The sequence below is a fragment of the Streptomyces sp. NPDC056987 genome (genome assembly GCF_042673865.1).
GTDB lineage: Bacteria > Actinomycetota > Actinomycetes > Streptomycetales > Streptomycetaceae > Streptomyces.
On record NZ_JBHURV010000004.1, the window covers coordinates 48235 to 68527 of the forward strand.

16 protein-coding genes and 1 other RNA gene are annotated in these 20293 nt (G+C 71.4%); 15 read left to right on the top strand and 2 right to left on the bottom strand.

Features of this window, described 5'->3' with window-relative positions:
* Nucleotides 1-22: 22 nt before the first annotated feature.
* The 3 genes from ACFTZC_RS06250 (at nt 23) to ssrA (ending at nt 2371) form a co-directional block, all read left to right on the top strand.
* Nucleotides 23-1300, top strand: a complete 1278-nt coding sequence (locus ACFTZC_RS06250) for a S41 family peptidase (protein ID WP_382887353.1) — start codon at nt 23-25, stop codon at nt 1298-1300.
* Nucleotides 1301-1363: 63 nt separating this feature from the next.
* Nucleotides 1364-1843: an SsrA-binding protein SmpB gene (gene smpB, locus ACFTZC_RS06255; protein ID WP_365816140.1), complete on the top strand. Its 480-nt coding sequence runs from the start codon at nt 1364-1366 to the stop codon at nt 1841-1843.
* 141 nt (nt 1844-1984) lie between these two features.
* Nucleotides 1985-2371: a transfer-messenger RNA gene (gene ssrA, locus ACFTZC_RS06260) on the top strand.
* Here the strand turns inward: ssrA and ACFTZC_RS06265 are convergent.
* On the bottom strand, nt 2370-3659 hold the full coding sequence (locus tag ACFTZC_RS06265) for an MFS transporter (protein WP_382887768.1): 1290 nt from the start codon (nt 3657-3659) through the stop codon (nt 2370-2372). The two genes, ssrA and ACFTZC_RS06265, sit on opposite strands and share 2 nt — an antisense overlap.
* A gap of 363 nt (nt 3660-4022) precedes the next feature.
* On the opposite strand from ACFTZC_RS06265, the gene ACFTZC_RS06270 reads away from it, so the two are divergent.
* The 4 genes from ACFTZC_RS06270 (at nt 4023) to ACFTZC_RS06285 (ending at nt 9603) form a co-directional block, all read left to right on the top strand.
* Nucleotides 4023-4970 carry a LysR family transcriptional regulator gene (locus ACFTZC_RS06270; protein WP_382887355.1) on the top strand — a complete coding sequence of 316 codons (948 nt, stop codon included), beginning with the start codon at nt 4023-4025 and terminating at the stop codon, nt 4968-4970.
* A 206-nt stretch (nt 4971-5176) separates the two neighbouring features.
* On the top strand, nt 5177-5974 hold the full coding sequence (locus ACFTZC_RS06275; protein ID WP_382887357.1) for a hypothetical protein: 798 nt from the start codon (nt 5177-5179) through the stop codon (nt 5972-5974).
* Nucleotides 5975-6148: 174 nt separating this feature from the next.
* Complete coding sequence (locus tag ACFTZC_RS06280; protein WP_382887770.1) at nt 6149-8308, top strand: bifunctional polysaccharide deacetylase/glycosyltransferase family 2 protein; 2160 nt, start codon at nt 6149-6151, stop codon at nt 8306-8308.
* An 11-nt stretch (nt 8309-8319) separates the two neighbouring features.
* Nucleotides 8320-9603 carry an acyltransferase gene (locus ACFTZC_RS06285; protein WP_382887359.1) on the top strand — a complete coding sequence of 428 codons (1284 nt, stop codon included), beginning with the start codon at nt 8320-8322 and terminating at the stop codon, nt 9601-9603.
* Nucleotides 9604-9626: 23 nt separating this feature from the next.
* Here the strand turns inward: ACFTZC_RS06285 and ACFTZC_RS06290 are convergent, their stop codons facing one another.
* Entirely contained in the window at nt 9627-10700 is a 1074-nt protein-coding gene (locus ACFTZC_RS06290; protein ID WP_382887361.1) for a LacI family DNA-binding transcriptional regulator, read from the bottom strand.
* 252 nt (nt 10701-10952) lie between these two features.
* On the opposite strand from ACFTZC_RS06290, the gene ACFTZC_RS06295 reads away from it, so the two are divergent.
* The 8 genes from ACFTZC_RS06295 (at nt 10953) to ACFTZC_RS06330 (ending at nt 20239) form a co-directional block, all read left to right on the top strand.
* On the top strand, nt 10953-11624 hold the full coding sequence (locus ACFTZC_RS06295; RefSeq protein WP_382887362.1) for a SnoaL-like polyketide cyclase: 672 nt from the start codon (nt 10953-10955) through the stop codon (nt 11622-11624).
* Between the two features lie 187 nt (nt 11625-11811).
* Nucleotides 11812-13188: a nitrate/nitrite transporter gene (locus ACFTZC_RS06300; RefSeq protein ID WP_382887364.1), complete on the top strand. Its 1377-nt coding sequence runs from the start codon at nt 11812-11814 to the stop codon at nt 13186-13188.
* Between the two features lie 186 nt (nt 13189-13374).
* Nucleotides 13375-14514 (top strand): uroporphyrinogen-III synthase, encoded by a 1140-nt coding sequence (locus ACFTZC_RS06305; protein ID WP_382887366.1) that lies wholly within the window; start codon nt 13375-13377, stop codon nt 14512-14514.
* A 36-nt stretch (nt 14515-14550) separates the two neighbouring features.
* Nucleotides 14551-15081, top strand: coding sequence for a GNAT family N-acetyltransferase (locus ACFTZC_RS06310; RefSeq protein WP_382887368.1), 531 nt, complete (start codon nt 14551-14553; stop codon nt 15079-15081).
* A 134-nt stretch (nt 15082-15215) separates the two neighbouring features.
* Nucleotides 15216-15827, top strand: a complete 612-nt coding sequence (locus ACFTZC_RS06315; protein ID WP_382887370.1) for a CGNR zinc finger domain-containing protein — start codon at nt 15216-15218, stop codon at nt 15825-15827.
* Between the two features lie 441 nt (nt 15828-16268).
* Nucleotides 16269-16856, top strand: a complete 588-nt coding sequence (locus tag ACFTZC_RS06320; RefSeq protein WP_114624088.1) for a sigma-70 family RNA polymerase sigma factor — start codon at nt 16269-16271, stop codon at nt 16854-16856.
* Nucleotides 16853-17710: an anti-sigma factor family protein gene (locus ACFTZC_RS06325; RefSeq protein ID WP_382887372.1), complete on the top strand. Its 858-nt coding sequence runs from the start codon at nt 16853-16855 to the stop codon at nt 17708-17710. Before ACFTZC_RS06320 ends, ACFTZC_RS06325 begins: the two co-directional genes overlap by 4 nt.
* A 75-nt stretch (nt 17711-17785) precedes the next feature.
* Nucleotides 17786-20239: a HelD family protein gene (locus ACFTZC_RS06330; protein WP_382887374.1), complete on the top strand. Its 2454-nt coding sequence runs from the start codon at nt 17786-17788 to the stop codon at nt 20237-20239.
* Nucleotides 20240-20293 lie beyond the last annotated feature (54 nt).

The following is a 20293-nucleotide window of genomic DNA, read 5'->3' on the forward strand; positions in this document are numbered from 1 at the left end:
GTGTTGTCCTAGACTCAACGCCATGTCGGGTTCCGAGTCGTTTGAGAGGCCCCGCGGTTTACGCCGCGGGGCGGCCCTGACATTGGTGTTCGCGACCGTGCTCGCCACGGCCGCGGCGACGAACTCGCTGCCGCGCACCGGCGACGAGGCCCCGGCGGAGCGGGCCCGGCCCGTCTCCTCGACGGCCGACCGGGACGAGGTCGCGCGGGCCGCGGCCGACGCCATGGCCAACGGCACCTCGGCCACGGACGCCGCGGAGGAGGTCGTCAGCCGCAGCGGGGACCGCTGGGGCGCGGTCTACGACAAGCGGGAGTACGAGGAGTTCCGGCAGGCCCTCGACGGTGAGTACACCGGCGTCGGGCTCTGGGCGAGACGTACGGCGGGCGGCCTGGTCGAGGTCACCCGCGTACAGCCCGGCGGGCCCGCGCAGAAGGCCGGGATCGGCGCCGGGGACATCATCCGGGAGGTCGACGGCCGCGGTGTCGCGAAGCGCCCCGTGACGGAGGTCATGGCGCTGCTGCGCGGCGACACCCGATCCGCGGCGGCGGAGGACACCGCGGACGCGCAGAACTCCCCCGACGACGCTCCCGGCGCTCCCGGCGCCCCCGGAGCTCCCGACCGGCCCGACGCGTCCGGTGAGAGCGCCGTCGGGACCCGCGTGGCGCTCGGTCTGGAGCGCGAGGGCCGGCGCTGGACGGAGAACCTGAGCCGGGCTCGGCTCACCACCGAGTCCGTCACCGTCGACACGATCGAGGGCGGCGCGCTGCGGATCAAGGTCGGCGCGTTCACGAAGGGCACGGGCGAGCGCGTACGGGAAGCGGTCCTGGAGGCGCCGAAGGGCGCCGGTGTCCTGCTCGACCTCCGGGGCAACGCGGGCGGGCTGGTCAGTGAGGCCGTCCGGGCCACCTCCGCGTTCCTGGACGGCGGGCTGGTCGCCACGTACGACATACGGGGCGAGCAGCGCGCGCTGTACGCGGATCCCGGCGGCGACACGGAGCGGCCGGTGGTCGTGGTGGTCGACGGCGGCACGATGAGCGCGGCGGAGCTGGTCACCGGGGCGCTCAAGGACCGCGGCAGGTCCGTCACGGTCGGCTCGCGGACCTTCGGCAAGGGCTCCGTCCAGATGCCCAGCAAGCTTCCCGACGGCTCGGTGGCCGAGCTGACCGTGGGCCACTACCGCACCCCGGCCGGCCACGGCGTGGACGGCCAGGGCGTCACCCCCGACCTCCAGGTCGGCGAGGGCGCCCAGGAGCGGGCCAGGACGGTGCTGAGCGGCCTCGGCGGTACGGAGACGGAGTAACGGCCGCCCGGGGCCGGGCCGCCGCGTAAAGGAGTTGCGCGGGGGTGCGAAAATGGGGAGACCATGGCTAAGGAAAAAGGGCGCAAAATCATTGCGCAGAACAAGAAGGCGCGGCACGACTACCTCATTCTCGACACCTATGAGTGCGGTCTCGTGCTCACCGGTACCGAGGTGAAGTCACTCCGCCAGGGACGGGCCTCGCTGGTGGACGGCTTCGTGCAGATCGACGGGCACGAGGCGTGGCTGCACCACGTGCACGTCCCTGAGTACACGCAGGGGACCTGGACCAATCACAGCGCCCGCCGTAAGCGGAAGCTGCTGATGCACCGGGCCGAGATCGACAAGCTGGAGTCGAAGTCGCAGGAGACGGGGCACACGATCGTGCCGCTCGCCCTGTACTTCAAGGACGGCCGGGCGAAGGTCGAGATCGCGCTCGCGAAGGGCAAGAAGGAGTACGACAAGCGCCAGACGCTCCGCGAGAAGCAGGACCGGCGCGAGACGGACCGGGCGATCGCGGCGGTCAAGCGGCGCCAGCGGGCCTGACCGGACTGACCGACTCGGCCCGTACGGCCCGACCGGGCGGCGGGGCGCCGTGGCGGCGGGAATGGACTGGCCCCCGGACGCGTTGGTCACGTACGATGGAGCACGTACCCCACAGAGGGTGCACGTTTGAAAAATAAACATGGGGATGATCGGTTTCGACAGCGGATGTCGAAGCAGGGGAAGCGAGCCGAGGAAGCGGCAATGATCTCGTTAACCATATGTCGCAAACAATAATCGCCAATTCCAAGCGCGATTCCTCCGCCTTCGCCCTCGCTGCCTAATTAGCAGCTAGCGAAGACTCTGCGGAGTGTCAGCCCGGGGCTGTTCCCGACCCGGATCCTGGCATCAACTAGGGGACTAAACTTCTGAGCCCGGTCACGGGGCACAGAAGGAAATCAAACAGTGACTGAGCCCGTCGGAGACTTGTCCGTGTGATCTCCGGGGCCGAGAAAATCGCAGCGGACTGCGCTCGGAGAAGCCCTGGTTCCGCACCGTTGGACGCGGGTTCGATTCCCGCCATCTCCACTCACCACCATCTCCACCCATGTTTGTTGAAAGCGGCACCTCCCTCGCGGGGGTGCCGCTTTCGTATGCGCCGCGCCCGCTCGGGCCGCGGCCCCCGGGCGCCCGCGCAGGCGAGCAGCAGTGCCGACAGCGCCGCGGCGGGCGGGATCACATAGGCGAGCGCCGGAGTGGTGTGTTCCGCCGCCCAGCCGCCCGTGGCCGCGCCCGCCGCGATGCCGGCGAGCAGTGCGGTCACCGCGAGGGTCATCCCCTCGTTCAGCCGCGTCTCGGGAGTGAGGCGCTGGACGAGCGTCATGCCCGTCACCATCGTCGGCGCCGTCGCCGCGCCCGCCAGCAGCAGCGCGCCGGCCAGCAGCGGCAGCGATCCCGCGCGCGCCGCGAGCAGCGGCAGGAACAGCAGCGCCGCCATCGCGGCCACACAGCGCGGCAGCCGGGCGCGCGGGTGGCGGGCCGGGCCCAGGGAGCCCAGCAGCAGGCCCGCGACGCAGGAACCGGCGGCCTGGAGCGCCAGTACGGCACCGGCCCACGCCTGGTGTCCCCGGTCGTCCGCGTAGGCGAGGGTGACGACCTCCGTGGCGCCGAAGACCGCGCCCGTGGCGAGGAAGACGGCGAGGAGGGCGGCCAGCGCGGGGGAGTACAGCGGGGCCCGGGCCGGCGAACCCGCTCCCCGGCCGGCGGCGGGCGGCTCCGTGGCACGCTGCGCCGCGAAGACCAGGATGCCGGTCAGCAGCAGGACCGCGCCGGTCAGGGTGCCCGCCTCCGGGAAGAGCGCGGTGCACAGGAGGGCGGCCACCACCGGCCCCAGCATGAAGCACAGCTCGTCGGCGGCCTGTTCGAACGAGTTGGCGGTGTGCAGGGCGGTGGCGTCGCCCCGGTGCAGATGGGCCCAGCGCGCCCGGGACATGCCGCCCGTGTTGGGGGTGGTGGCGGTCGCGGCGTACGCGGCGAAGAGCGTCCAGTCGGGGGCTCCGTACCGTACGCAGAGCAGCAGGGCGAGCGAGCCGAGTACGGCGATCGCGGTGGCGGGAACGGCGACCCGGGCCTGCCCGTACCGGTCGACGAGGCGCGCCGTCCACGGCCCTACCAGCGCCGTGGCCGCGAGGCCGGTGGCGGTGACGGCGCCGGCCAGGGCGTACGAGCCGCGCGACCCGGCGATCACGATCACGGCGGCCACGCTGAACATCCCCATGGGGAGGCGCGCGAGGAGATTCCCGGCGGTGAACGCGCGGGCGCTCGGCGGCGCGAACAGGCGTGCGTACGGGGCGGTGAAGTCCCGCACACGCCGCCGCATGCGCCGCCGCCCTCGCTCCCGTACGCTCCGGCGCGGGGTGGGGCGGCGTATCCCGCCGCGGCCGTCCCCGTACGCCTCGTCGCGCGCGGCCAGGACCAGTGTGGAGCCGGTCGTCGCCATCAGTGGTGTGTTCCGCCGGTTCCTGCCGTCCGGTCGGGCTGGTCTGTCTGTTCCGTCAGTTCCGTCAGTTCTGTCAGTTCTGTCAGTTCTGTCAAAGGGGGCGGTGTGCGTTCCCGTACGGGAGAAGTGTGGTTGCGGCATGGCCTCACCTTCGCCGCCCGCTCCGTACCCGGTCCAACACCTGATGAACGGCCATTCACGCCATCGCGTTGTCAATGCCGCGGGTGGGCGGTTGAATGCGGTGTGCCCCAGGACATCGACCCCCGGCTGCTGCGCGCCTTCACTACTACCGCCGAAGAGCTGCACTTCACCCGGGCCGCCGCCCGGCTCTACGTCGCCCAGCAGGCCCTCAGTCGTGATGTGCGGCGGCTGGAGCGGGAGTTGGGCGTAGAGCTGTTTCTGCGCACCACCCGCCAGGTGACCCTGACACCCGACGGCGAGCGGCTCCTCCCGTACGCCCGGCGGGTGCTGGCGGCCCAGGACGAGCTGCTCGCCGCCTGTGCGGGCGGGGCGCCGCCGCTGCTCGTGGACCTCAACACCGAAGGCATGGTCTCCGGACGGGTGCTGGCGCGGGCCCGTGAACTCGCCCCGCGCCACGAGCTGATGGCCCGCTTCCAGAGCGGTCTCACCGGGGCGGCGACCGAGATCCTCGCGGGCCGGCTCGACGCCTCCTTCGGCTACGCGGGAGGGCTCGCGCCCGTTCTGCGCGACGCGCTCTCCCACCAGCTCGTACGGTACGAGCCGATGGCCGTGCTCCTGCCGGCCGACCACCCGCTGGCCCGCCTCCCCGAGGTGCCGCTCGACGCGCTCGCGGGGGAGAGCGTGTACGCGGGGGCCGGCAATCCCGGGACGGGGGAGTGGACCGGGCTGGCGCGGCGGCTCTTCGCGGGCCGCTCCATCGAGGTCGCCGCGCCCGCGCCGATGGCCGTCGGCGCGGAAGAGTTCCGGCGAGTCATGGCCAAACATCGCAACCCGGTCCTGGCCGTCGTAGATTTCCCGGTGATGCCGGACACAGTGCTGCGACCGCTCGTCGATCCCGTACCGCTGTCACCGCTCTCGCTGGTGTGGCGCAAAGGGCTGCGTCATCCGGGGGTTGAGGCGCTCCGAGCTGCTGCTGCCGAGCTGGGAGCCGAAGAAGGATGGCTCGATCCGGACCCCCGCGGCCTCCTCCTACCACTCTCATTGCATTGATGCATCACAACTTGTGAACCGGATCCACACACTCTCTCGGTGCGCTACATTCATGACCCGGGTGCGGTGTGATAGGGGCGCGCGGTTCGGGACGGGGACCCGGCCGACAAAATCAGCCAGTTCTATGTATGCACCCAAATCGTTCTGTGGTGGGGGATGTGCGTACTTCAGTGGACCAATGGCGCGAAGATGCCCGAACGGGGCACATGTACGAGCCGAACGACGTCACCGTGGAGCTGGACGGTCTGGGCCGTCAGCTCTCCGAACTGCCCGCCGGGACACGGCCCGAGGCGAGGCCCGGCACGGGCACCGGTACCGGCGGGGACACGATTGCCTTCAGGGCCCCCGGCCCGGAGGACAGGGCCGCGAACAGCGGCGGCGTCAACGGCGTCGACGGCAGCGACGGGGCCGAAGCGCCCGAGGGTCCCGTCTTCGTCGACGAGAGCGGCCGCCGCAGCAAGAAGCTCCGCCGGGCCGGCTGGGTCGTCGCCATCGCCTGCGCCTGTTACGCCGTCACCGTGGTCGCCGCGCTCGTCGGAGGCGACTCCTCGGCCCCCTGGCTCCAGATACCGGGCCTCGCGGACAAGAAGAAGCCGGACACCGTCCAGATACAGCCGGCCCCCTCGGGCTCCCCGTCCGAGACGGCCGCCGGCGGCGATCCCAGCGCGTCGCCCACCGAGACCGGCACCGGCGGCGCCGGCCCCCGTACCTCGGAGACGGTGACCACCGGCACGTCGGGCGACCCGGCACCGGGCGTCTCCGGTTCCGCGAAGGCGCCCGTCGTCTCCAACTCCCCCGTCGGCCCCGACGTTGACCCCGACACACCCGGCGATCCCGACCCCGATCCCGGCACCGCCGCCGGCGCGGGCTCCGCCGGCCCCGGCGGTGAGAGCGCCTCGGCCCCGGCCGGCGACGGGACCTCGCAGTCCCCCGATCCCAGCACGTCCGTCGAATCACCGCCGGGCGACGACGGCGGCCCGCGGGTCGTGGAAGGCGCGCAGTAGATGATGTCCTCCGGCAGGCGGGCCCAGCCTCGCAACGCCCAGCCGCGCAAGGCCCAGGCTCGCAACGCCCAGGCTCCGAAGAACGGTCGCGGCAGCACCCACCACGGCAGCACCGGGCCGAGCAGAGCCAAGCCCCGTAAGAACTCCCGGCCCGTCCGGCGGCGCAGACTGCCCATGCGCTACCTGCTGCCCTCGCTCGTCCTCGTCGCCCTCGCCGCCATGCTCATGCTCCGCGGCTATGTGCACAGCGAGATCCTCGCCGACCACCGCGTCCGCCCCCCGGACGCCACCGACCAGGTCCCCGAGTCCATCCTCAAGGGCGGCCCCGTCATCGACGCGCGCGGCACGGACGCCGCCAAGTCGATCGACATACCCGACCGGCAGCTCGTCCTCACCTTCGACGACGGCCCGGACCCCGAGTGGACCCCCAAGGTCCTCGACGAACTCAGGAAGTACAACGCCCACGGCGTCTTCTTCATCACCGGCACCATGGCCTCCCGCCACCCCGACCTCGTCAAGCGCATGGTCGACGAGGGCCACGAGATCGGCCTGCACACCTTCAACCACCCCGACCTCTCCTTCCAGACCCGGTCCCGCATCAACTGGGAGCTGACGCAGAACCAGCTCGCGCTCGCGGGCGCCGCCGGGGTCCGCTCCTCGCTCTTCCGGCCCCCGTACTCCTCCTTCGCCGACGCCATGGACAACAAGTCGTGGCCGGTCACCCAGTACATCGGCAGCCGCGGCTACATCACCGTCCTCAACGACCGCGACAGCGAGGACTGGAAGCGCCCCGGCGTCGAGGAGATCATCAAGAGGGCCACCCCCAAGGGCGACAAGGGCGCCCTCGTCCTGATGCACGACTCCGGCGGCGACCGCTCCCAGACCGTCGCGGCGCTCGGCCGCTATCTGCCGGAGATGCAGCAGCGCGGCTTCACCTTCGCCAACCTCACCGAGGCGCTCGGCGCGCCCAGCGCCCACACCCCGGTCACCGGCTTCGAGCTGTGGAAGGGCAAGGCGTGGGTCGCCGCCGTCACCCTCTCCGACAACCTCACCGCCGTCCTGGTCTCCGGGCTCGCCGTGATCGGCGTCCTGGTCATCTCGCGGTTCGGGCTGATGCTGGTGCTCTCCTTCGCGCACTCCCGCAAGGTGCGCCGGCGCGACTTCAGCTGGGGTCCGGAGGTCACCGAACCGGTCACCGTCCTCGTCCCCGCGTACAACGAACGCGAGTGCATCGCCAATACGGTGAACTCCCTGATGGCCAGCGACCATCCGATCGAGGTCATCGTCGTCGACGACGGCTCGACCGACGGGACCGCCGACATCGTCGAGGCGCTCTGGCTCCCCAACGTCCATGTCGTACGCCAGCAGAACGGCGGCAAACCGGCCGCCCTCAACAACGGCATCGCGCACGCCAGTCATGACATCGTCGTGATGATGGACGGCGACACCGTCTTCGAGCCGTCCACCGTGGGGGAGTTGGTGCAGCCCTTCGGCGACCCGCGCGTCGGCGCGGTCGCGGGCAACGCCAAGGTCGGCAACCGCGACACCCTCATCGGGGCCTGGCAGCACATCGAGTACGTGATGGGCTTCAACCTCGACCGCCGGATGTACGACGTCCTGGGCTGCATGCCCACCATCCCCGGCGCCATCGGCGCCTTCCGCCGCCAGGCGCTGGAACGCGTCGGCGGCATGAGCGAGGACACCCTCGCCGAGGACACCGACATCACCATGGCCATGCACCGGGACGGCTGGCGCGTCGTCTACGCCGAGCGCGCCCGCGCCTGGACCGAGGCCCCGGAGTCCGTGCAGCAGCTCTGGTCCCAGCGCTACCGCTGGAGCTACGGCACGATGCAGGCGATCTGGAAGCACCGCCGCGCCGTCGTCGAACGCGGCCCCTCCGGCCGGTTCGGCCGCGTCGGCCTGCCGCTGGTCTCCCTCTTCATGGTGCTGGCGCCGCTGCTGGCCCCGCTGATCGACGTCTTCCTCGTGTACGGCCTGGTCTTCGGCCCCACGCAGAAGACGATCGGCGCGTGGCTGGGCGTTCTGCTCGTCCAGGCGGTGTGTGCCGCGTACGCCTTCCGGCTCGACGGGGAACGCATGACCCATCTCATCTCGCTGCCCCTCCAGCAGATCCTCTACCGGCAACTCATGTACGTCGTGCTCCTCCAGTCCTGGATCACCGCCCTCACCGGCGGCCGGCTGCGCTGGCAGAAACTGCGCCGCACCGGCGCGGTGGAGGCGCCGGGGTCGATTCCCAGCCAACGTGGCCGGGGCGCGCAGCACGGAACCGAGCAGGGCGCCGGGCAGGGCGCGGACCGGAGGCCTGTCGGATGAGCCGCCACTCCATGGACGCCACGAGACCGGACGGACCCGCCGGGTGGTCACCCGAAGCGGCCCCGCAACCGGCCGAGCCCGCCGGGGCTGCCGGGAAGTCCGCCGGGCAGCCCGCGCCCGTACGTCCCTCGGGCCGGGACCGCTATCTGGACCTGCTGCGGGCGATCGCGCTGGTCCGTGTCGTCGTCTTCCACATCTTCGGCTGGGCGTGGCTGACGATCCTCTTCCCCTCCATGGGCGTGATGTTCGCGCTGGCCGGCTCGCTCATGGCCAGATCCCTGGAGAAGCGGCCCCCGTGGAGCGTCCTGCGGGGCCGGCTGCGCAGGCTGCTGCCGCCGATGTGGGCGCTGGCCCTGGTCATCGTGCCGGTGATGTTCCTGATGGGCTGGCAGCCGATGCGGGAGGAGGGGGCGTGGGGCATCGTCAAGCTGCTCAACTACTTCCTGCCGATCGGCGCCCCGCCGTACCCGTTCGAGAGCGGTGACGGCAGCGGCCTGCTGGACACGACATGGGCCGAGGACTCGGCGGGCCCGCTCTGGTACATCCGCGCCTACCTGTGGTTCGTCCTCCTCTCGCCGCTGCTGGTACGGGCGTTCCGCCGCGCCCCGTGGGCGACGCTGGTCTTCCCCGTCGTGCTGACGGCGGTCATCGGTACGGGACTGGTCGAGATCCCCGGGGAGTTCGGGGAGGCCCTCACGGACTTCGCGGTGTACGGGGCCTGCTGGGTGCTCGGCTTCGCGCACAACGACGGCATGTTCCAGAAGGTGCCGCGCTATCTGACGGTCTCGGTGGCCGCCATGACGATGGCGTTCGGCCTGTGGTGGGCCTCGGGCCATCTCACGGACGAGGGCTGGAACCTGGACGAGATCCCGCTGGCGCAGGCGACCTGGTCGCTGGGGTTCGTGGTGATCCTGCTCCAGTACTCGCCGTCCTGGCGGGAACTGCCCGGGAAGCTGAAGCAGTTCGACTCGACGATCACCCTGGCCAACAACCGCGCGGTGACGATCTATCTCTGGCACAACCTGCTGATCATGATGACGTACCCGCTCATCGACCAGCTCTGGAACATCCCGGGGATCGACGCCTTCTCGTCGGAGCTGGACGCGTCGTACAACATCCTGCCGCTGGTGATGGTGTGGCCGATGATCGGGCTGATGATCCTGGCCATCGGGTGGGTCGAGGACCTGGCGGCGCGGCGCCGGCCGAGGCTGTGGCCGAACGGCGAGACCCGGGCCGAGGACACCGGCGGGGGTGGGGGAGGGCGTAGAGCGGCGGCGGGCGGCCACAGACGCTGATACGGCCGCGCCCCCGTCCGCCGCTACGCGTCCGTGCGCCCGTGTCCGGGCCCGTACGCGGAGCTCTCCCGTACGACCAGTTCGGGCGGGAGCAGCACCTGCTCCGGCGTGCCCTGCGGATCCTTGATGCGGGCGAGCAGCAGCCGGGTGCAGGCGCGGCCGACCTCGGGCAGCGGCTGGCGCACGCTGCTCAGGCCCGGGGTGAGCAGCGCGGCGGCGGAGGAGTCGTCGAAGCCGACCACGGCGACGTCCCGTCCCGGTGTACGGCCGCTGTCCAGCAGCGCGCGGTAGCAGCCGAGGGCGAGGGTGTCGCTGACCGCCACCACCGCGGTCGTACCGCCGGCGAGGAGCGGGGCCACGGCGTCCCGTGCGGCGTCGACGTCGTTCACCGCGTACGCCCGCAGGCCGCGCGCGGAGAGCCCGTGGCGGCGCATCGCCGTCCGCCAGCCCCCGGCCCGGTCGTCGCCCACGCCGGATCCCCGGGGCCAGCCGAGGAAGGCGATCCTGCGGTGGCCGAGCGCGACGAGGTGGTCGACGGCGGCTGAGGTGCCGTGGGCGCCGTCGACGTCCGCCCAGTCCCCGGCGGGCCGGGTCGACCAGGGGCGGCCGAAGGCGACGAAGGGGATGGCGCGCCGGCGCAGCCAGTCGGGGCGGCGGTCGCCCCGGTAGGTGTGGGTCAGGACGAAGCCGTCGACCGGCTGTTCGCGCAACACCTCGGCGTAGCAGTCGGGTTCGCGCTCGGCGCCGGCGGGCGCGGTGAAGAGCAGGACGCGGTATCCGGCCTCGTTGGCCGAGCGGGAGAACGCGTGCAGGAAGTGGTCCATCACCGGCCCCGACACCCCGTCGGGCGTGGGGTGGACCCCGTAACCGATCAGCTTGCTGGACCGCGTCCGCAGGGCGCGCGCGGCCTGGTGCGGCCGGTAGTCCAGCTCGGCTATCGCCGTGCGGACCCGCTCCAGGGTCAACGGGGCGAGGAGGTGCGGTGAGTTGAGCGCGTTGGAGACGGTCTGCGGCGACACCCCCGCACGCTGGGCGACCTGCGCCAGGGTGGGAGGTCTCTCGGCGTGGCCGGTGGACCTCGTCGTCGTACGCGCCATCGCTCTCCTCCGCGTGCGGGCGCGCGTCGGGTTCCAACGCGTGGTGTGACGCCCCGAGTTGAAACGATAAACGGCGCGGGGGCGGGGCGGAGGGCAGGAGAGGCGTAGCAGAAACGGTTCAGCGCAGCGCGCACTCGAACGAGTGGCTGATTATCGCCTTGTGAATATGCGTTTTGCCCACGGAAGATCCTCAAGACCTTCACTGAATCATCATACATTCAGTGGCCGCGTGATTACAGAGGACGTACCAACGTGTCCGAAACTCCCACCGCTGAGACCCCCCTCTGGCTCCAGGGCCGTGACGCCGTGGTCGCCGCCACCGCCCCCGAGTCCTGGCGAAAGAGCGTGCCGGACTACCACCTCTCGGCGACGGTGATGCCGGAGCAGCGGATCAGCCGGCACGAGCCCGGCTCCCTGGAGGACATCGTCGAGCAGCTCGTCCAGGTCTTCGAGATGGAGGTCTCGCACAACAAGGACCCCAAGACCTGGGTCTCCATGGTCACCGAGAAGTTCCGCACGAACTTCAACGGCAACCCCTGGTCCGACGCGCAGGACCTCGTCGAGAAGGGCAGCTACAACGTCCTCATCGGCGACAGTGTCTTCTACCCGGCCGGTGACGAGAGCTTCGAGTCCTCGCACAGCGTCTTCCTCAACGCGCTGTCGCAGGGCTTCTTCTGGGAGGTCCTGGAGGTCCTGAGCCCGCCGCCCACCATCGCCTTCAAGTGGCGCCACTGGGGCACCTTCGACGGTGAGTACAAGGGCTTCAAGCCCACGGGTGAGCTGGTCGAGATGTACGGCATGAGCGTCGCGACGGTCACGGAGGACCTCAAGCTGGTCCAGGTCGAGCACTACTACGACCCGAACGAGTTCCTCGGCAAGCTGACCGGCGGCTGCCCGGTCCGCCACCAGAAGTCCGACGCCTGACATCCGGCGCCTGACAACGCAGGGCCCCGGCGCCTGACACCGCCGGGGCCCGGGGCGGGGCGGCGCTCACAGCGCCCCTCCGCCCCGGGTGAGAGCAAGGTTGCGCGCCGGTCATTTTGAGGCACGGGGGCGAAACGAGACGTATCTACGGTCGGGGACACCTACCGAGACCGTCCGTGGAGGCGTGATGACAGCCCCGATCACCACCGTCGCAGCACGCAAAGGGGGCCGCTGGATCGAGAAGTGGGATCCGGAGGACGAGACCTTCTGGCGCGAGACGGGAGAGCGGGTCGCCCGGCGCAACCTGCTCTACTCCGTGCTCTCCGAGCACATCGGCTTCTCCATCTGGACCCTGTGGTCCGTGATGGTGCTGTTCATGGGGCCGGAGTACGGCATCGACCCCGCCGGGAAGTTCTTCCTCATCGGGACCGCCACCCTGGTCGGCGCGATCGTCCGCGTCCCCTACACCTTCGCCGTGGCGCGCTTCGGCGGACGGAACTGGACGATCTTCAGCGCGCTGATGCTGCTGCTGCCGACCGTCGCCGCGTTCGTCGTCATGGAGCCCGGGACCTCGTACACCACCTTCATGGTCGTCTCGGCGCTCACCGGCGTCGGAGGCGGGAACTTCGCCTCCTCCATGACCAACATCAACTCCTTCTTCCCGCTGCGCAAGAAGGGCTGGGCCCTCGGCCTCAACGCCGGTGGCGGGAACATAGGCGTACCGGTCGTGCAGCTCATCGGGCTGCTGGTGATCGGGACGGCGGGCGCCGCGCACCCCCGCATCGTGCTGGGCGTCTATATCCCGCTGATCATCGGGGCCGCCCTCTGCGCCGCGCTGTTCATGGACAACCTCGCGCCCGTCACGAACGACACCGGCGCCGCCAGGGAAGCCGTACGCGACCGGCACACCTGGATCATGTCCTTCCTCTACATCGGGACGTTCGGCTCGTTCATCGGGTACAGCTTCGCGTTCGGCCTCGTCCTCCAGACCCAGTTCGGCCGCACCCCGCTCCAGGCCGCTTCGATCACCTTCATCGGACCGCTGCTCGGCTCGCTGATCCGGCCCGTCGGCGGCATGCTCGCCGACCGGTTCGGCGGCGCCCGCATCACCCTGTGGAACTTCGCCGCGATGGCCGCCGCGACCGGTGTCGTGGTCTTCGCCTCCGTGATCGAGTCGCTGACCGTGTTCCTCGTCGGTTTCGTCGCGCTGTTCCTGCTCACCGGGCTCGGCAACGGCTCGAAGTACAAGATGATCCCCGGCATCTTCCAGGCGAAGGCGCTGGGCCGGGGCATGACCGGCGAGGCCGCCGCCGCGTACGGGCGGCGGCTCTCCGGGGCCTCCATGGGGCTGATCGGGGCGGTCGGCGCGCTCGGCGGGCTCGCCATCAACCTCGCGTTCCGGCAGTCCTTCCAGACGGCGGGGACGGGGACGTCGGCGTTCGTCGTCTTCCTGGTCTTCTACGCCTGCTGCTTCGCCCTCACCTGGGCGGTATACCTTCGAAGGGTGCCTGTCAGCGCCGTACAGGCCGAGACCAAGCCTCAGCTCAGCTACGCAGAGGTGTAGACCGGAGGCGTACGTAACATCGGTGAAATGGTGACGTACCGGGCCTGTCACGCACAGTTGACAGGCTCGGTCGTCCGGCCGGGCGTGAGCGCGAGCGGAGAACACCGGAGTACGACGGGGACGGCCGGCACCCGGCGGAGACAGCCGGGCACCCGGCGGAGCACGGCGCAGTACGGGAGGAGACGCATGGACGACCGGCAGCACGGCCCGCTCGCGGGATTCACCATCGGGGTCACCGCGGCCCGGCGCGCCGACGAGCTCGGGGCGCTGATCCAGCGCCGCGGCGGCTCCGTCGTCCACGCGCCCGCCCTGCGCATCGTGCAGCTCGCCGACGACGCGGAGCTGCTCACCGCGACGAAGGAGCTGATCGCCCACGTCCCCGACGTGGTCGTGGCGACGACCGCGATCGGCTTCCGCGGCTGGATCGGCGCGGCCGACGGGTGGGGCCACGGCGAGGAACTCCTCTCCTGCCTGCGCGGCGTCGAACTGCTCGCCCGCGGCCCCAAGGTGAAGGGCGCCATCCGGGCCGCCGGGCTCACCGAGGCGTGGTCGCCCACCTCCGAATCCATGGCCGAGGTCCTGGACCGGCTCCTGGAGGAGGGTGTCGAGGGGCGCCGTATCGCGCTCCAGCTGCACGGCGAACCCCTGCCCGGCTTCGTCGAGGCGCTCCGCGCGGGCGGCGCCGATGTCGTGGGCGTCCCCGTCTACCGCTGGATGCCGCCGGAGGACCTCGCCCCGGTCGACCGGCTGATCGACGGGACCGTGGCCCGCTCCGTGGACGCCGTCACCTTCACCAGCGCGCCGGCTGCCGCCTCGCTCCTCTCCCGCGCCGAGGAACGGGGGCGGCTCCCCGAACTCCTCGACGCCCTCCACCACGACGTGCTGGCGGCGTGCGTCGGGCCGGTCACCGCGCTGCCGCTCCAGGCGCACGGCATCGACACCGTCCAGCCGGAGCGCTTCCGCCTCGGCCCGCTCGTCCAGTTGCTCTGCACGGAGCTGCCGGGCCGTGCCCGTACGCTGCCGGTCGCGGGCCACCGGGTGGAGATCCGCGGCCACGCGGTCCTCGTCGACGGTGAGCTGCGGCCGGTGCCGCCCGCCGGCATGGCCCTGCTGAAGGCGCTGACCCGGCGGCCCGGCTGGGTGGTCCCCCGCGCGGAGCTGCTGCGCGCCCTGCCCGGCGCGGGCCGCGACGAACACGCCGTCGAGACCGCGATGGCCCGCCTCAGGACCGCGCTGGGCGCCCCCAAGCTGATCCACACCGTGGTCAAGCGGGGGTACCGGCTCGCGCTGGACCCCTCGGCCGACTCCAAGTACGCGGACGCCTGAGCGGGCCCCGGGGACGCCGCTGGGTACGGTACGGAGATGGCCCACGACTCCCCGATCACCGTCAGCCCCGCCACCCCGGACGACGCCGAGCGTGTCGTGGAGGCGCTGCTCCGCAACCGCGACCACATGCGGCCCTGGGGCCCCGTACGTCCCGCCGACTTCTACACCGCCCGGGCCCAGGCCAAGCGGATCGCCGACCCGTCCGTCCGGCTCTGGCACGCCAGGGACGGTGACCGCGTCGTCGCCCAGGCCACCCTCTCCACCATCGTGCTCGGCCCCTTCCGCAGCGCGAGCCTCGGCTACTGGGTGGACGCCGAGTACACCGGACGCGGGCTGGCGACGCGCACCGTCGAGGAGGTCTGCCGGGGGGCCCGCGAGGATCTGGGGCTGCACCGGCTGGAGGCGGGGACCCTCCTCCACAACACCGCCTCCCAGCGCGTGCTGCGCAAGTGCGGCTTCGAACTGATCGGTACCGCGCCCCACTACCTCCATATAAACGGGGCATGGTGCGACCACCACCTCTTCCAGCGGATCCTGCACGACGGCCCGCCGAACACCGCTCCCTGAGACACCGCCGTCCGGCACAGGCTCGGACCGCGGGGTTCCGGCCGCGCCGCCTTGCGGGCACTCTGAGGAGTACGGCACTCAGGACGGCACCACGGACGGCACACCCACGGTGAATCCGAGGCGGTGAGGGACCCATGGCGGCGGGCAGGACTGCGGGCACGGTGGGGAGCACGGGCGGGTACGGCTGGCGGTTCGACTCCGGACGGATCTGCCTGGACCTGGTGGCCACCGGGGAACCCGCCGGCGGCGGCCGGGGACGGCTCGACGGCACCGTGGCGCTCGGCCGGTGGCTGCTCGGCGCCGGACTGCTGCCGCCCGGCACCCCGGTCGTCGGCATCGACGCCCGCTGGGTCCGCGCCTTCGCCGAACTCCGCGACGGCATAGGGCGGTTGGTGCGCGCCGAGATCGACGGCCGGCAGGCGCCCGCCGCCCTGGAACGGGTCAACGCCCTGGCGGCCGGGGCGCCGCCGGGGATCAGGGCCGTACGGAACGAGGCGGGTGCCCTCGTACGGGCGCCGATCCCCGAGCCGGAGTGCGCCGCGCTGCTCGCCGCCGTGGCCAGGGACGCGGTGGAACTCCTCACCGACCAGGACGCGCGGGCCCGGCTGCGGCGGTGCGAGGGCGACCGCTGCCGCCGCGTCTACCTCGACACCTCGCGGGGGCGGCGGCGCCGCTGGTGTTCCAGCGAGGTCTGCGGGAACCGCGAACGGGTCGCCCGCCACCGGCGCCGGGCCGCCACCGCCTAGAACAGGACCCGAGGCGTCAGCCCACCCCGTCTCCGGCCCCGAACGGGGCGTCAGCCCATCCGGTGTCCGGACCTGACCGGGGCATGAGCCCGCTCGATATGCGACCCTGACGGCGCCTCATGTGCACCAATGGCCACACAGACGGCTCTACGGCACACTCCGGGCGGCCGAACAAGGGCGTCTCTCCGGCCGATTCCATAAGGTTCTTGCGCTATTTCAAGCCAACTCTGCGCGCCTCCTTTGCGAGTCACAGACATGTCCTCCACGACTTCTGCACGAATCCGTGCAGGGGGCCCGGACCGGCGTGAAACCCGCTCGTACGGCGTGGGAGCGATCCCATAAAGATCTTGAAAGTTTTTCCGGAACGGTTGAGCACCCCAGGTCGGGCGTCCGTAGTGATGAGGGAGAAGCAGCCACGTAGGTATCGACCGGGAGGTTTAGGTGCGCAAGGATGCGGCCGTGGCCGATGACCGCCCTCACCGGGCCCGACACCGGAGCGCGACACCGCGCACCAACACTCCCGCACCTGACGAGGAGTTGATGCGAGCCCTCTACCGGGAACATGCCGGACCGTTGCTCGCCTACGTCATGCGTCTCGTCGCGGGTGACCGCCAGCGAGCCGAGGACGTCGTGCAAGAGACGCTCATCCGTGCCTGGAAGAACGCCGGTCAGCTCAATCGTGCGACCGGCTCTGTCCGACCTTGGCTGGTGACGGTCGCCCGACGCATCGTCATCGACGGACACCGCAGCCGGCAGGCCCGGCCGCAGGAAGTCGATCCGTCACCGCTGGAGGTCATGCCCGCGGAGGACGAGATCGACAAGGCGTTGTGGCTTATGACGCTCTCAGATGCCCTCGAGGATTTGACCCCGGCCCACCGGGAAGTACTGGTGGAGACGTACTTCAAGGGTCGTACGGTCAACGAGGCGGCCGAGACGCTCGGCATACCCAGCGGGACCGTGCGTTCCCGTGTGTTCTACGCACTGCGTTCGATGAAGCTCGCGTTGGAGGAGAGGGGGGTCTCGGCATGACCACGCACGAGCAGTACGGACTGGGCGACGAAAGTACTGTGCATGAAACCGTCGGCGCGTATGTTCTCGGCATTCTGGACGATGTCGACGCCTCCGTCTTCGAAGCGCACCTGGCCGAGTGCCGGATCTGCGCGGTCCACCTGGAGGAGTTCTCCGGGATGGAACCGATGCTGGCGATGCTGGCGGACAACCCCAGCCCGTTCGCCGCACAGGGGCCGATGGGGTCGCTCGCCTCCGTCTCCTCGATCAATCCGCAGGCCCCGCCACCCCAGATACCGCTCGCCCAGCTCCCGACACCGTCCGTCTCCGTACGGCCCAGTCCCCAGCTGCTCGACAAGCTGGTCGACGAGGTCGCGGCGAAACGCGCCAAGCGCAAGCGCCGCGGGTTCTATCTCGTCGCGGCGGCGGCCGTGCTGATCATCGGCGGTCCCGTCGGGGTCGGGGTCGCCACCCAGGGCGGTGGCGACCAGAACAGCGACCTCGCCATCCGCTCGACCACGGCGCAGAATTTCGGCCATATGGCCAACAAGGTCGGCGCCACGGACCCCACCACCAAGGTCAGCGGAACCGTCGCCACGGAGTCGAAGCCGTACGGCACGGAGGCCACCCTGGAGCTCAAGAACGTCAAGGGTCCGCTGAAGTGCAGCCTGATCGCCGTCTCCAAGACCGGTGAGCAGGAGGTCATGATGTCCTGGTCCGTCCCCGACTGGGGGTACGGCATTCCGGACAGCCCGAACGAACTGGGCAGGAAGCCGCTCTACGTCCAGGGCGGCACCTCCATGGGCGACGGCGAGATCGACCACTTCGAGATCCGCACCGACGACGGCAAGAAACTGTGGGAAGTCGGCGCCTGACGCCGATGCCTGACATACGTGCCCCCTTCGCGTACGGTTGACGGCTGCCCGACGCACGTCATGAAGGGGGCCTCGGTGGCCGCGCAGGATGCCGCTGTTGAATCCGCTGGACCCGCCGTCGATCCCGGACGCGACACGGGGAACGACTCCGTGCGCGCCCGTGAGATCGGCGTCGAACAGCACCATCTCGACCAGGTGTACCGCCGCCTGGAGGAGAAGATCCACGAGGCGGAGTTCCTGATGAACGACGCCGCCAAACGGGGGCAGGTCGGGACGCCGGGAGCCCTTGCCGAGCGCGACGCCCAGGTCTTCCGGGCCGGGATCCACCTCAACCGGCTCAACAACGAGTTCGAGGACTTCCTCTTCGGCCGGATCGACCTCCTCCGGGGCAAGGACGGCCAGAAGGGCCCGGACGGCGCGTACACCTCGGTCGAGCCGGCCGACGACGCGATCGGGCCCGACCGTACGGCCGCGATCGCCGAGACCCTGCACATCGGCCGGATCGGGGTGCTCGACTCCGACTACTCGCCGCTGGTCATCGACTGGCGCGCGCCCGCCGCCGCGCCGTTCTACCGCTCCACACCGGTCGACCCCGGCCGGGTGGTACGGCGCCGGGTCATCCGCTCCAAGGGCCGCCGGGTCCTCGGGGTCGAGGACGACCTGATGCGCCCCGAGCTGACCGCCTCCCTCGGCGGCGACGCGCTGGCCGTGATCGGGGACGGCGCGCTGATGGCCGCCCTCGGGCAGGCCCGCAGCCACACCATGCGGGACATCGTCTCGTCCATCCAGGCCGAGCAGGACCTGGTGATCCGGGCGCCCGCCGCCTCGGTCACGGAGGTCTCCGGCGGCCCCGGCACCGGCAAGACGGCGGTGGCGCTGCACCGCGCCGCCTACCTGCTCTACCAGGACCGGCGGCGGTACGCGGGCGGCATCCTGGTCGTCTCGCCGACGCCCTTGCTCGTCGCGTACACCGAGGGCGTGCTGCCCTCGCTCGGCGAGGAGGGACAGGTCGCGATCCGCGCGGTCGGCTCGCTGGTGGACGGCGCGGAGGCCACGGCGTACGACGAACCGGCGGTGGCCCGGGTCAAGGGCTCGGCGCGGATGCTGAAGGTGCTGCGCAAGGCCGCCCGGGGAGCGCTGGAAAGCGGTACGGGACCCGCCCCGGCGCCCGGGAGGACCTCCACGCCCGCGGTGGGTCAGCTCGCGTTCGGCGAACCCGACGCCGATGACGGCGAGGACGATGCCGGACCGGCCGCCGCCGTACGGACCGACCTGCTGCGGGTCGTCGCCTTCGGCCGCCGACTGGAGCTGGAGGCGGCCGAGCTGGGGCGCATCCGGCACTCCGTGCTCGGCGGCACCGCCCCCGTCAACCTGCTCAGACCCCGGGCCCGAAGACTCCTGCTGGACGCCCTCTGGTCGAGGTCCGGCTCCGCGGGGCGCCACACCGACCCCGAGCTGGCGGCCGAGCTGCGGTCGTCCTTCGACGAGGACATCACCTCCGAGGACTCCTTCACCGCGTTTCTCGACGCCTGGTGGCCCGAGCTGACCCCGCGCGGGGTGCTGACCGCGATGGCCGACGAGCGCCGCCTCGGCCGCTGGTCCCGCCGGATCCTCAACCCGGGCGAGACCCGGCGCCTGGCCCGCTCCCTCAAGCGGCTCGGCCCGGACGGCACGGGCCCGCTCTCCGTGCACGACGTGGCCCTCCTGGACGAGCTGGAGACCCTGCTCGGCGCGCCGCCCCGCAAGCGCAGGCGCCGCGATCTCGACCCGCTGGACCAGCTCACCGGTCTGGAGGAGCTGATGCCGCAGCGTGAGGAGTCGCAGCGGGAGCGCGCCGAACGGCTGGCGGCGGAACGTACGGAGTACGCGCACGTCATCGTCGACGAGGCGCAGGACCTCACGCCCATGCAGTGGCGGATGGTCGGCCGCCGCGGCCGGCACGCCACCTGGACGGTCGTCGGGGACGCCGCGCAGTCGTCCTGGTCGGACCCGGACGAGGCGGCGGAGGCCAGGGACGAGGCGCTCGGCACCCGCCCGCGCCGCCGCTTCACCCTCACGGTCAACTACCGCAACCCGGCCGAGATCGCCGAGCTGGCCGCGAAGGTGCTGGCGCTGGCCATGCCCGGGATGGAAGCGCCCCGCGCGGTGCGCTCCACGGGCGTACGGCCGCGCTTCGCGGTCGTCTCGGACGGGGACCTGTCCCGCGCCGTACGGGCCGAGGCGCGGGCGCTGCTGGACCGGGTCGACGGCACGGTGGGCGTCGTCGTCGCGATGCACCGGCGCGAGCAGGCGGCGCGCTGGCTGGCCGGGCTCGGCGACCGGGTGGTCGCGCTGGGCAGCCTGGAGGCCAAGGGGCTGGAGTACGACGCGACGGTCGTGGTCTCCCCGGCCGAGATCGCCGACGAATCGCCGGCCGGCCTGCGGGTCCTGTACGTGGCGCTGACCAGGGCGACACAGCAGCTCACGGTGGTCTCGGCGGCCCGCGACGAGCCGGACGCGGAGGGGATCCCGGACCTGCTCAGGGAGTGACGGTGGTCCTCCTCACGCGTTGACTTCCGGTCAACTCGCGAGGAGGGAATCACT

Coding starts and splice junctions, on each gene's coding strand:
- smpB (WP_365816140.1), top strand. CDS start 1,364: ATGGCTAAGGAAAAAGGGCGCAAAATCATTGCGCAGAACAAGAAGGCG.
- ACFTZC_RS06280 (WP_382887770.1), top strand. CDS start 6,149: ATGCGCTACCTGCTGCCCTCGCTCGTCCTCGTCGCCCTCGCCGCCATG.
- ACFTZC_RS06285 (WP_382887359.1), top strand. CDS start 8,320: ATGGACGCCACGAGACCGGACGGACCCGCCGGGTGGTCACCCGAAGCG.
- ACFTZC_RS06325 (WP_382887372.1), top strand. CDS start 16,853: ATGACCACGCACGAGCAGTACGGACTGGGCGACGAAAGTACTGTGCAT.
- ACFTZC_RS06265 (WP_382887768.1), bottom strand. CDS start 3,659: ATGCGGCGGCGTGTGCGGGACTTCACCGCCCCGTACGCACGCCTGTTC.
- ACFTZC_RS06290 (WP_382887361.1), bottom strand. CDS start 10,700: ATGGCGCGTACGACGACGAGGTCCACCGGCCACGCCGAGAGACCTCCC.
- ACFTZC_RS06300 (WP_382887364.1), top strand. CDS start 11,812: ATGACAGCCCCGATCACCACCGTCGCAGCACGCAAAGGGGGCCGCTGG.
- ACFTZC_RS06310 (WP_382887368.1), top strand. CDS start 14,551: ATGGCCCACGACTCCCCGATCACCGTCAGCCCCGCCACCCCGGACGAC.
- ACFTZC_RS06250 (WP_382887353.1), top strand. CDS start 23: ATGTCGGGTTCCGAGTCGTTTGAGAGGCCCCGCGGTTTACGCCGCGGG.
- ACFTZC_RS06305 (WP_382887366.1), top strand. CDS start 13,375: ATGGACGACCGGCAGCACGGCCCGCTCGCGGGATTCACCATCGGGGTC.
- ACFTZC_RS06315 (WP_382887370.1), top strand. CDS start 15,216: ATGGCGGCGGGCAGGACTGCGGGCACGGTGGGGAGCACGGGCGGGTAC.
- ACFTZC_RS06275 (WP_382887357.1), top strand. CDS start 5,177: ATGTACGAGCCGAACGACGTCACCGTGGAGCTGGACGGTCTGGGCCGT.